Raw genomic sequence first — 12955 nt, forward strand, 5'->3', positions numbered from 1 at the left:
CATGAAAACGAAAAAAGAGATTTTAACAATGCCGCGCTCTGATCGACGTATCTTATCCAATATTCCTGACCCTGAAAATGTGCGGAGCCTCGTTAATCGTCGAGGGGCTTCGTACCAAACAGAAGGGGATATTGACCCTACAAATGTAAATGAAATTTATCGTTTACAGTTATTAAGTTTGCGTTATGAAACTGCATTTGAAGTGAACATTAAAAGAGCTAGACAAAAAAATCCTTATCAATATTATGCTGAAGATATTTCGGTGACAGGTATCCTTGTTTATACGGATAGTGCAAATAGATTATTAGCTGATGAAATTGTTACGATGCAGTTCACAATACCTGATGGAGCGATGCCTGAGGGTTATGAATCAAAAGTAAAGTTAAAAGCTAAAGTAGTCCGTCAATTTACAAAAGAGATAGATGGAAAAACGAGATACTACTATGCGTTTGAATTTTTGAATCCTTTAAATGAGTATTTAACGAAAAAACGTTGGGGACTTTCAATTTTTGTAGCGAGTTTATTTTTATTTATTGTTTCACTTATCGTTGTATTAATGCGTGCTGAAAGTGTCATCTATTTTAAGTTTAATAAGTTCTTATATTTATATAGTATAATCGCAGCAACATTTCTTCTAAGTAGATATTTGTTTGGTATTTTCTATAAGAATGTGCCAATCAATCCTCAATATGAACCTGGTGTTTCTATTATTATTCCAGTATTTAATGAAGAACAATGGATTCATAGAACCATTTTAAGCTGTATAAATCAATATTACCCTGTGGATAAATTAGAAGTTATTGTCGTAGATGATTACTCTACAGATAGAACAGAGGAAGCCGCCAATAACATGATTGAGCTGATTCATAGGGAAGGTGGGCGTTTTAGAACAGAGGGACGTTTGAAATTTCATAAGCTACCTCAAAATGGGGGGAAGCGTGAAGCGTTAATAGCGGGAGTGCATTTGGCCAAACATGATTTAGTCGTTTTCGTCGATTCAGATAGCTTCTTAGAGCCTCACGCCATTCGGAATTTAGTACAACCTTTCCAAGATCCTAAAATGGGCGGTGTAGCAGGGAGAACAGAAGTAGAAAACAAGTTTACGAATGCTCTAACAAAACTACAAACGGTTCGATATTATATAGCCTTTCGTATAATGAAAGCGGCTGAGTCTTGGTTTGACACCGTAACATGCTTATCGGGGCCACTTGCATGCTATCGTAAAGAGCTTATATTAAAAAATGAAACAGCATGGTTAAATCAAAAGTTTTTAGGGCAACCGGCAACATTTGGTGATGATCGTAGTATGACAAACTATATTTTAAAGACGCATCGCACAGGCTATCAAGACAATGCAGTATGTTCTACGATTGTACCTTCAGATACAAAAGTCTTTTTGTCGCAACAAATGCGCTGGAAACGATCATGGTTACGAGAGTCGTTAAGAGCCTTTTTATTTATGTGGAAAAAAGAACCTTTTATGTTTTTGTTCTTTATTATTGGTTTAATTGTACCAATCGCAGCACCAATTGTCGTAGTTTACAATTTAATCTATGTGCCTATTATGCATGGGATATTTCCAACAACATTTTTAATGGGTCTATTGTTAATGGCAATGCTGATGAGCTTGGCTCACCTATTCTTTAGACGAAGTAAGTTGTGGATGTTTGGCTTTATATTTGTCCTTTTCTACGAATTTATTTTACTTTGGCAAATGCCTGTGGCGTGGGTGACATTTTGGAAATCAACTTGGGGTACAAGAGAAACACCTCAAGATGTATTGGCAAGGGAAAAGAAATTGGAAAAACAAAAGATTCGGAAATCCCGATTTTCAATGCTGAAAATAAGAAAAATGGGTGAGAAGGAATGAGTGAAAAAAATGTTGTATTAAATCCAGCTAAAAAAAATCGCAGAAAATTACTTCGTTCTATTGCTCAATTCGTTATCGTTGTATTTTTAGCGGTGATATTAATACGTGTCGTGTTCTTAACAGAAAAAAAAGAAGAGGAAACTGTTCCTCTAATTAATAAAGATGGTTTTATTGCATTATCCTACTTTGGCGTAAGTAGAAATGATTCTCCAAAATACGTGTCCAGAAAGAACTTGGAAAAACAGTTGGAGTTACTTGAAGGGCAAGGTTACAAAACGATTACCCAGCAAGATATATTAGATTTTTATGAAAAGAAAAAACCTCTACCAGAGAAAGCGTTGTTTTTATCATTTGAAGATGGACGCACAGACTCAAGTATTTTCGCTCAAAACATTATGGAAGAGTTGAATTATAAAGCAACCATGTTTACGTATGCCAATAAGATGGATACGAGAGACAATAAATTTTTAAAACCTAAAGATTTATTACTGATGCAAAAAAGTGGGTTTTGGGAATTAGGTTCCAATGGATACCGTCTGACGTATATTAATATTTATAATGATCAAGGACAGTCATTAGGCATGATCGACGAGAATGATGTGCCAAATAAAACGACAATCGAATATTATAATCACTATTTAATGGACTTTATTCGCAATCAGTTTATGATTCCGAGTGAAACGCGGAAAGAAATGGAGACGCGAATTAAAAAGGATTATAAATTAATGCACGATATTTATGAAGAAAAGTTAGATAAAGTGCCAAAGGCGTATGCCATTATGCATGCCAATGCACTTTACAATAATATGGACCCTTTAGTAGAGAGTATCAACGATACCGAAATTAAAAATACATTTCGTATGCATTTCAATTTAGAGCTAGGTGCCTATAATAACAAAGATGCAGATCTCTATAACTTAAGTCGATTACAAGTATCGCCATATTGGTCAACAAACCATGTGATGATGAAAATCCGCCAAGCGAGTAAACAAAATGTAGCATTTGAAGTAGGGGATGCGCAACAAGCAAAAAAATGGTCCATTATTAATGGAGCCGCAGAATTTAAAAATAATGAAATCATTATAACGTCTGCACCATCCAGTGAAGGGCGCATTATTTTAAAGGATGCCTTGCCTAATCAATATAATGTCAATTTTGCTTTTAAAGGAAATGTAGTAGGGCAGCAATCTCTATATTTGAACTATGATGAAAAAAGCAATAGCTATATTCGCATTGCATTAATAGACAATGAGATCGTTGTATCAGAAAAATTGCCTGGAGCAAGTGTTGTTGAAAAGGAACGCTTGCAGTTAAATGATATTAAGTGGGATGAAGAACAATACGCATTTAATAAAGCAACTGTCTATAACTATCAAGATACACAAAAAGGTTCGAGAATTGATGAAGATGAATATCCACGAAATTTAACACAAAAAAGAGTATTTAATATCGCTGTGAATAAAGATAAAATAGAGATAAATGTCGACGATGTATTATCGAAGACAATAAAGGTAAATCCAGTTATTAATGGGACTCAATTAGGAATCGGAGCAATGTATAGTAAAAAAGATACGACACACGAACAGTATGCAGATGATATTTACGATACATTGATCGATGATCTATTAATAACAGATGGAAACGAGACGACACTCTTTTCAAATCAATATACGAATTTTGATAAAGTAAAGTATAAAACAACGACATTGTTTAATAACGTTGTAGACTTCTTTATTGAAACCTTCTAAACCGAGGGGAAGTTAGATTCACGTGAGAAAATTTATTTGGTTTATCTGTATGGCACTACTAATTATCACAGCATGTAGTAATAGCAAAGAAGTTCCGGTTGAAGCAAAGGAAGAGCTAAAAAATAAAAATAAGTTGCAATTATCTATTTGGTTGCCCGAATGGCAAAAAAAATCAGCAATAGAAGACGTGAAAAATTCACAGCAGGGTTTACAGGATATCCGTGTATTTGGCGCTTATTTCAACAGTAAAGATCAATTATTATTAACAGATAATGCGGTAGAGATGTTGCAACAAACACAGCAACAATTTCATGCCACACATTTTGTGATGCTTACGTTAATCAATGACTATGTTACAGATAACGCCCCATCAGTTCAGAAGGATAGTAAGTTATTACATCGCCTGCTCCAAGATACTTCAACGAGGCAAAAGCATATCGATAATATATTGCAAATTGTTGAGCAATATCAGGTCAAGGGAATAGAAATTGATTATGAAAAGGTAGCGAAAGAGGATCTTCCGAAATATATACTTTTTTTAGAAGAGCTTTATCAACAGTTATCCAAAAAAAATATCACACTAAATGTTGTATTAGAACCGCGTTTTCCATTCGATATGAAATTGCCCGATGGCCCAAAGTATACTGTTATGGCGTACAATGTCCATGGTTATCATAGTGGACCTGGAGCAAAAGCAACATTCTCATTTTTAGATGACTTACTAAAAAAAATACAAAAGTCGAATCAAAACTTAGCCATTGCTTTTGCAACGGGTGGATTTAAATGGGCTGCACAAGGGAAAGCAGTTGCTTTAACAGAAATTGAGGCAGAACAACTTCTCGCCAAAATGAAAGTAAAGAAACAACGAGATCAAGCAAGCGGAGCTGCCTACTTCACTTATTCTGATGACAATAATGTACGTCATGAGGTATGGTATGCGGATCAAGAGACACTTGAAAAATGGATTAGCTATGTCCAACAAAAAAGCTACCATGAGGTAGTATTATGGCGCGCTGGCGGTTTAAGTTCAGATACATTAAAGTGGATTGACAAGCAATCAATCAAATGAAGGAAGGATAGATAAGTCAATTAAACGTATTTTTTACTGTAGTTTGAAATAGCGAAAAGCTATATAATGATTAAATATGACAAGCCCCACCATTTAACTTTTTGTGGGCGAGCATCGAGCATCTTCCATATGGCATGTGCCATATGGAGGGGGCTTGTCTGACTCGCTTTCCTATAAAAGTTTATTTGGTGGGGTTTACCTTGTTTATTAATAATTATGTACGGTTAGTACAAGGTTTATTTTTGTTCCTATCGGGCACTAAACAAGTAAGGCTTTGAATTATTTCGAGGAGAGCTACAAGGAGGTAGGAATAATGAATGAAGTAATTTTCGCAAAAGATATAATGCTAGAACAAGATGTTAAAAAATATTTTGAAATTATGCTTGAAAGTGCTATTCGTTCACATATGACGATTACCACAATTTTTTTAAAGTGTGTACAGAGTAGCTCTTCAGAAGTAAATCAAAGCAATGTAAATGCTCAAATTACTGATTTTTTAACGGAAAATATTCGGAAGACGGATTTACTCTTCCAATTGGCAGATGGAGAGCATTGGGGCATTATTTTTTTACAAAGTAGCGATGTTGAAGCGAATGCATTTTTAAAAAGAATCTTTTATTTACTAAAGAAAGATACAACGCTAGAAAGTCGCGTTGCCTTAAAAGCTTCTATAACAGAAATACGTAATAATCAGATTAACTTTGAAATACTAGTAGAAAAAAATAAAGCATTACTGGCTGATAGCAATCAACAGCAATGGTGGATTGAACAGATAGAGGATTATCGTTTACAATCCATTGAACTTGTAAAAGTGAGTATTATTGAACAAAATGCTATTTTTAGAAAAGTGTTAGAAACGACTTTAAATTCCATGGATATCGCTAATTTTACTTTTGATGTCACAGCATATGAAGATGGTTATAGTTTTTTACAATCTAATACTTATCAATCCGGGCATTTGCATTTAATTATTATGAATGATATTTTACCGCGCAATAATGGCTTAGAAATTTTACACAGCTTACGAACAATGCCGAACGAAAAGCGATTCCTCATTTACATGATGTCTGAACGTAACTCAGAGATCGCCGCACTCAATGCATATGAAGGTGGCGTAGATGAATTTATAGTTAAACCGTTTAACTTACGTTTATTAGAGGCAAAAATTAAACGAACTTTTGCGAGGTATTGGCAATGATAGACTTATCGCTTGATTTTCTTTTATCCGTAATAGCTATACTGTTCATCGTTCTGTGCGGCTTCATGATGTATATATTTTATCAACGTCAAAGTGAAGTGCGTTTTAAAAAATCGAGAGCTATCTATTTAAAAGACTACTCACAGCTTTGGTATGAATATCTTTTTAATAATGAAATTTTTTCAGTGGTGCTTATACCACGTGGCAAGCCGCAAGTTCAGGCAATCGAAATGATTTTTTCATCCTATTTAAAGAACATTACGAATGATGATATGAGATGGAAAATGAAGAATTTTTCCAATCAGTATTTAAAGACATTTTATGAAAATGATTTAATGAATAAACGTTGGAGCATTCGCATGAACGCATTATATCGTATCGCCGATTTGCAGCTCGATGAATTGCTCGATGCTTGTAAAAAATTAGAGACAACGAAATACTCTAAGGAAGAGTTTTTTCAATTGCTTAAAATATATTCTTTATTTCAGCCAGAATTATTTATTCAAAAAATAAAGGCCCCCAATGCAAATTACTCTGAAAGTGAATATAGAAGATTATTCGTTTTATTAGAGGAAGATATATTTATGCGATTTTTTGATGAGTTTACGAGCTGGTCAATGAGCATTCAATTTGCTGTAATCGATACGGCTGCGGCCAAAAAAAATATGCAATATATTGAGAAATTAGAGCAATTATTAACGAATGAAAATGATGAAATTAAAATACGCGCGCTAAAGGGCCTGTTTGAAATTGGTGTAATTGAAAATATCAATCCGTATATTCCTTTCGTAACGTCACATTTATGGGAAGTACGCTTAATGGTAGGGAAGATATTTAAATATGTCCCCTTGTCCTATTCTTATCCCTATTTAGAACAGCTTCTTCAAGATGAAAATTGGTGGGTTCGGTCTCAAGCTGCGAAGACGATTGCTGAAGATCGTGACGGATTAGAGAAATTAAAAGAGTTTATTTCATATTCTACTGATCATTATGCAGTGGAGATGGCACAAGAAACAATAATGAGAAAGCAGGGAACGAGATGAAAATTTTACATTACTCCATGTTGTTTTTTGGCGGCGTAATTGTATTTTATATGCTGTTTGTTATTGTTTCATATTGCACCATGTTAATTATCGCAATGCTTGATTTGCGTAAGCGATATCGTTTAGACCCTTCGGAGTATGATGATGCGCATATAGATGCCTTTTATTCCAAGCCTGTGTCCTTACTAGTTCCTGCCTATAACGAAGAGGTAGGGGTAGTAGATACCGTCTATTCATTGCTTAATTTACGTTATCCGCAAACAGAAATTATTATTATTAATGATGGTTCCACTGACAATACTCTACAAACGGTCATTAAGCACTTTCAGATGAAACCTGTAAATAAAATTATAAAAACAAATATTCATACGAAGCAAGTTATCCAAATTTATGAATCAGAAATTTATATGAATTGTATATTGGTAGATAAAGTGAATGGCGGCAAGGCTGATGCATTGAATGTTGGTATCAACGTATCACAATACCCGTATTTTTGTTCCATTGATGGGGATTCCATTTTAGATGAAAAAGCATTGCTTCGTGTAATGAAGCCGATTGTTTTATCTGATGGAGAAGTGATTGCAGCTGGGGGCAATATACGTATCGCCAACGGAGCGAAAATGCAACTTGGCTCGATTTATGATATGCGATTACCTAGTAATTATTTAGTTATCATGCAAATAATTGAATATTTGCGAGCCTTTTTAATGGGGCGAATTGCATTAAGTAAATTTAATCTTGTGTTGATTATTTCAGGTGCATTTAGTGTCTTTTCAAAAAAATGGGCTGTTGAAGCAGGCGGCTATTCGACCAATATTATTGGTGAAGACATGGAGCTCGTTGTCAATATTCATCGACTTATTAAAGAGAAAAAAGAAAATAAACGAATTGAATTTGTGCCAGACCCTGTTTGTTGGACAGAAGCGCCGCATACATTAAGTGTTTTGCGAAATCAGCGCAGACGTTGGCACCAAGGGATGTTTGAAAGTCTTTGGAAACATAAGAAAATGACGTTAAATCCACGATACGGTTTGATTGGTATGGTGTCGTTTCCGTATTTTTGGCTTGTGGAATGTTTAGGACCTGTTGTAGAACTAGGTGGCTATATCTATATTATTATCGCGTTTTTCTTAGGGCAAATTTATTATGAAATGGCGATTTTGTTATTATTGCTTTTTGTTATTTATGGTGTTATTTTTTCCGTTGCTTCCGTATTATTTGAGGCTTGGAGCATGAATACGTATCCAAGAAAGAGAGACTTGTTACGTATGATTACTTTAGCGTTTACTGAAATTTTTTGGTATCGCCCACTTACACTACTATGGCGTTGTGAAGGATTAATTCGATTTGTACGTAGAAAGAGTGAATGGGGAAATATGAAGCGTGTCGGGATTGCTGAAAAGGAGAAAAGTGTATGAAGCGAATATATATAGGAATTATCATTACATTAATGCTCATTATTACTCCGATTATTATTTGGTACTTGGATGATAATACCCCGCTTAACGTAGCTATTTTAGATAAAACAGTTCCAAATGAAACATATCGCGAACATCTCGGCGTGAATTGGTTTTTAAATCATTACAAGTATACGATGGACAATCAGCCTTATGATTTAGTGGACAGTTATTTCGGTACGCAACCAGATGACAAATTAAAAAGTGTAACGGAAAAAAAATTCCCAACAGACTACAGTAACTATGATGTGATTTATTTAGCAGATACGTATGGTGTGTATAAAGATGATTTAGGACAAGAAAAAAGGCTAGGACAGCGCTCAGAAAAAATTGTCGGTGGTTTAGAGATGGAAGAATGGCAGTCCATTGTATCTCGACTAGCTAGTAATAAAAAAAGTATGTTAATAGCCGAGTACAATACATTTGCTTCGCCAACAACAGAAGCTGTTCGAAAAGAGCTTCAAGATTATTTGGGAATTTCATGGTCAGGATGGATTGGGCGTTATTTCGATGAGCTCGATTATCATAAAAATTTAGAAATACCACAATGGATCGTAGATGAATACGGAGACGATTGGTCCTATAAAGGCGGAGGATTTATCGTATTTAATGAAATTACAGAAAAGCTCGTAGTATTAGAGTTGGACAAACATATTAAAACGGCAGGGATTGAGCTTCAATTTACGGAAGCGGGTAAGCAATTTTTTAATACCTCTAGCAGTGCAAAATATGAGTATTGGTTTGATATTATTACGCCGAAATATGCTGAAGATGCATTAGCCAACTATAAGTGGGATTTAACGAAAGAAGGGTCAAAGTTATTAGAAGACAATCATATTCCACAACAATTTGCAGCGATTGTCTCGCAGGATAAACGTTATACAACGAGCTATTATTTTGCAGGAGACTTCAATGATATGGGGCGTTTACCTACGCTATCTAAAGTCAAAGGTTTACCTACTCTTTATAAATATGCTGAGAAGTTTGCTGACAGCTCTTTTTATTGGTCTATTTACATACCAGTTATGCACAAAGTATTTGAGACATTTGAGAAAAAAGAAGTGCAAGAAACAAATCATGCAAACAAATTAAACTATAATGCACGTGTTCAAGGTGAAACGTTTGAAGTGTTACAAGATGGAAAATGGGAGCCGATAACATTCAAAGGTGTCAATATTGGTATGGGGAAACCAGGTGCATTTCCTGGGGAAGCAGCAATCACTGAAGAAGAGTATTATCGTTGGTTTAATCAAATTGCAGCTATGAATGCGAATACGATACGGGTATATACATTACACCCGCCAGGCTTCTATCGAGCGCTGGCAAAGTACAACGAAGAAAATCCTAATAAGCCACTATACGTTTTACATGGTGTTTGGATTAATGAAGAAGGCTTATCACAATCACTTGATGCTTATGATGCAACTACGTTAAAGGATTTTCAACATGAAATGAAGCGCATGGTTGATGTTATTCACGGTAATATTTATGTGAAGACTGTAACGGGACATGCATCCGGCTTATACGATGTAGATGTTTCAAAATATGTAATTGGTTGGGTGCTTGGGATTGAGTGGTATCCACATATGGTCGTCGGAACAAATGAAAAGCATGCTAATTTAGGGCAATATAATGGAACATATTTCGAAACGAAAAATGCGACACCTTTTGAGCATTGGCTTGCTGAGCAGATGGACATGATTACAGTTTATGAGAAAGAAAAATACAATTGGATGCGACCGATGAGTTTTACCAACTGGGTAACAACAGATTTACTAGAGCATCCATCCGAACCATCAGAAGATGAAGATTTAGTAGGCGTTAACCCGAATGTCATCTTTACAAAAGGGGAAATGCAAACACCAGGACAATTTGCTTCATATCATGTCTATCCTTATTACCCAGATTTCTTTAATTTCGATAAAGATTATTTAAATTATGTAGATTTCCGTGGTCAAAAAAATAGTTATGCAGGCTATTTAAATGAATTGCATAAGGCGCATACAATGCCTGTACTTATCGCGGAATTCGGCATTCCAGCATCGCGTGGAATGACACATGAAAATGTCTACGGTTGGAATCAGGGGCACATGTCTGAAAAGAAACAAGGTGAAACATTGCAGCATTTGTATGAAGATATCATGCATGAAGGCTTGCTTGGTGGGCTTGTATTTACATGGCAGGATGAGTGGTTTAAACGGACGTGGAATACAATGGATTACGACGACCCGAATCGTCGACCGTTTTGGTCCAATGCTCAAACCAATGAACAGCAATTCGGTCTAATGAGCTTTGATCGAAATAAAGTAAAAGTGGATGGAAAGCTAAATGATTGGGAAGAAGGTACACAATTATATAAAACTTCGCCTTCTAGCTCGACTGATTTTGCTGTGGATTACGATGAAAAGTATGTGTATATGAAGTTGAAGAGTGATGAGATAAAAACAGCATCACCACGTATTTTACTAGACGTAGTACCAGAGCAAGGCAATACATCTGCAACAACTATTAAAAATATAACATTTTCAAATGGTGTTGACTTTATTGTTGAGTTAAATAAAAATAGCGATTCGCGAGTTGTCATTGATGAATACTACGATTTCTATGATTATTTCTATGGACATCGATTAAGCATGATTCCTCCACGCATGAAAGCAGCGGTAAAAAATAGTGGCAAGTTTGCGCCGATTTATTATGTTTTAAATAAACAACTGTACTTACCAGAACAAAAAAAGACGACAGACTTTAGCTTTTATGAAACAGGTAAATTGCTACAAGGAAATGCAAATCCTGAAGCGTCTAACTATAATTCACTCGTTGACTACACATGGACAGATGATAATGTGATCGAGCTACGAATACCTTGGCTTCTGCTACAATCCAAAGATCCAAGTCAGCGAGAGTTTATGGGAGATTTATATGCAAATGGTGAAACAGCGTCAGTTAAAGTGGATAATATTTTTGTTGGTGTAGTATTTGTCGATGAAGAAGGAAAGGTAGTCCAATCTTTACCGAAGTCTACGAATAATGTATTGCCAGCATTGGATTCATATAGTTGGGATACTTGGCAACAACCGAAGTACAATGAACGCTTAAAACAATCTTATTATATTTTACAAAAAGTATTTAAGGACGATTAACGCATACACTTGAAGCATTGGATAAACAGAAAAAGTGGCTGGGACATAACTAAAAAAAATAAGAAACAGACGAAAGATGTTCATAATTTTTTGCTGTATGTAGACCTTAGCTATTCTTGCTTTTGCAATAAAAAAAATTAGAAGTGTTCACTAGTTGTTGGTAGCGAAGGCGGTGACTCCTGCGGGAACAGCACATAATGTTAGACGCAACAGACCGCGCGTAGCGAGGGTTGCGGCTTACGGTGTGCCCGCGGAAAGCACCGTCGTAGCGGACAACAACGGCAAAGCAAAAAAGTGTTAGATTGATGGCAGTCAATCTAACACTTTTTCTCTTTTGTCTCAGCCACTTTTTTTACTGTGAATGTTGTTGTCGCACCGTCGTCGGACGCATCTCAATTGTTTAGGTCATTGAAACTGTGAAAGTCGAGAATAGAAATTAGTTACGAACTCTAAAAATATTTTTTCAGATGGAGCGATTTCACGATTTATCGGTGAAATAATGCCAACAGTTCTTGGTATTGTAGGTGATTCAATGGGTACCTTAATCGTGAAGCGGGCAGCTGAATCATATAGGGAGCTTTCAGGAAGTAAGCTAACGCCAATTCCAGCTGCAACTAGACCTTTTAAGGCATCTAAGTCTTCACCTTCCGAGATTACATTCGGTAAAAAGCCAGCAGCACGACAAGCGTCCATTGCAACTTTATGCAATATATAGCCGTCTGGAAATAGAACGAAAAGGTCATTACGTAAGTCTGCCAGTTGAATGCTTTCTCGTTTAGCTAATGGATGGTTTGCTGGCAATAAGGCTGCAATATTTTCTGTAAATAGTATAGTTGATTGGATTGTCTCGTCCTTTGGGGGAAGCGGTCCTAAAAATGCTAAATTTAACTCACGGTTTTTAACAGCATCAATTAAAAATCGATAGGAGCCCTGACGCAATTGGAATTGCAAATCTGGGTATTCGCGCTTAAAGGCTGAAATAACAGTCGGTAGCACATAGCTTGCTAGGCTTGTAGGGAAGCCTATCTTAATAGTACCTTTTGCAGGGTCTAAATATTCCTCTACCTGCTTCGCTGCAAAGTCTATGGCTTTTAAAGCAGTAATCGTATGTTCGAGAAAAGTTTTTCCAATCGGTGTTAATTTTACATTTCGACCGACGCGTTCAAAAAGTGGTGTGCCTAATTCGTCCTCTAAATTAGCAATTTGACGACTTATTGCTGACTGAGCAACATGAAGATGTTCAGCAGCTTCTGAAATATGTTCCCGTTCTGCAACCTCCACAAAATAACGTAATTGACGTAACTCCACTGGATATTCACCTCTATTAATCGAAAAATCCGATTGATTATACTTTAATTATATAATATTTAGTATATAAATAGTCTGAAAAAATAGCGTAGTGCGAAATAAAAATATGATAAATTACAGAA

The 12955-nt window shown here is 35.7% G+C and carries 8 protein-coding genes; 7 read left to right on the forward strand and 1 reads right to left on the reverse strand.

Features of this window, described 5'->3' with window-relative positions:
• Position 1: 1 nt before the first annotated feature.
• The 7 genes from LS41612_RS05140 (at position 2) to LS41612_RS05170 (ending at position 11525) form a co-directional block, all read left to right on the forward strand.
• A complete protein-coding gene (locus LS41612_RS05140) occupies positions 2–1870 on the forward strand; it encodes a glycosyltransferase family 2 protein (protein ID WP_051147740.1) in 1869 nt (622 codons plus the stop codon).
• Positions 1867–3618, forward strand: a complete 1752-nt coding sequence (locus LS41612_RS05145) for a polysaccharide deacetylase family protein (protein ID WP_024362705.1) — start codon at positions 1867–1869, stop codon at positions 3616–3618. Before LS41612_RS05140 ends, LS41612_RS05145 begins: the two co-directional genes overlap by 4 nt.
• 22 nt (positions 3619–3640) lie before the next feature.
• Positions 3641–4687, forward strand: a complete 1047-nt coding sequence (locus LS41612_RS05150) for a glycosyl hydrolase family 18 protein (protein WP_024362706.1) — start codon at positions 3641–3643, stop codon at positions 4685–4687.
• Positions 4688–5000: 313 nt separating this feature from the next.
• Positions 5001–5885 (forward strand): response regulator, encoded by an 885-nt coding sequence (locus LS41612_RS05155; protein ID WP_024362707.1) that lies wholly within the window; start codon positions 5001–5003, stop codon positions 5883–5885.
• Positions 5882–6928 (forward strand): HEAT repeat domain-containing protein, encoded by a 1047-nt coding sequence (locus LS41612_RS05160; RefSeq protein ID WP_024362708.1) that lies wholly within the window; start codon positions 5882–5884, stop codon positions 6926–6928. The genes LS41612_RS05155 and LS41612_RS05160 overlap by 4 nt, the downstream gene beginning before the upstream one ends.
• A complete protein-coding gene (locus tag LS41612_RS05165; protein WP_024362709.1) occupies positions 6925–8346 on the forward strand; it encodes a glycosyltransferase family 2 protein in 1422 nt (473 codons plus the stop codon). The genes LS41612_RS05160 and LS41612_RS05165 overlap by 4 nt, the downstream gene beginning before the upstream one ends.
• Positions 8343–11525 carry a hypothetical protein gene (locus tag LS41612_RS05170; protein WP_024362710.1) on the forward strand — a complete coding sequence of 1061 codons (3183 nt, stop codon included), beginning with the start codon at positions 8343–8345 and terminating at the stop codon, positions 11523–11525. Before LS41612_RS05165 ends, LS41612_RS05170 begins: the two co-directional genes overlap by 4 nt.
• Positions 11526–11930: 405 nt before the next feature.
• On the opposite strand, the gene gltC is transcribed toward LS41612_RS05170, so the two are convergent.
• The gene (gltC, locus tag LS41612_RS05175) at positions 11931–12833 is read right to left on the reverse strand and encodes a glutamate biosynthesis transcriptional regulator GltC (protein ID WP_024362711.1); all 903 of its coding nucleotides are present in this window, start codon (positions 12831–12833) and stop codon (positions 11931–11933) included.
• Positions 12834–12955 lie beyond the last annotated feature (122 nt).

Source organism: Lysinibacillus sphaericus, from assembly GCF_002982115.1.
Classification (GTDB): domain Bacteria; phylum Bacillota; class Bacilli; order Bacillales_A; family Planococcaceae; genus Lysinibacillus; species Lysinibacillus sphaericus.

Coding starts and splice junctions, on each gene's coding strand:
- LS41612_RS05140 (WP_051147740.1), top strand. CDS start 2: ATGAAAACGAAAAAAGAGATTTTAACAATGCCGCGCTCTGATCGACGT.
- LS41612_RS05145 (WP_024362705.1), top strand. CDS start 1,867: ATGAGTGAAAAAAATGTTGTATTAAATCCAGCTAAAAAAAATCGCAGA.
- LS41612_RS05155 (WP_024362707.1), top strand. CDS start 5,001: ATGAATGAAGTAATTTTCGCAAAAGATATAATGCTAGAACAAGATGTT.
- LS41612_RS05160 (WP_024362708.1), top strand. CDS start 5,882: ATGATAGACTTATCGCTTGATTTTCTTTTATCCGTAATAGCTATACTG.
- LS41612_RS05165 (WP_024362709.1), top strand. CDS start 6,925: ATGAAAATTTTACATTACTCCATGTTGTTTTTTGGCGGCGTAATTGTA.
- LS41612_RS05170 (WP_024362710.1), top strand. CDS start 8,343: ATGAAGCGAATATATATAGGAATTATCATTACATTAATGCTCATTATT.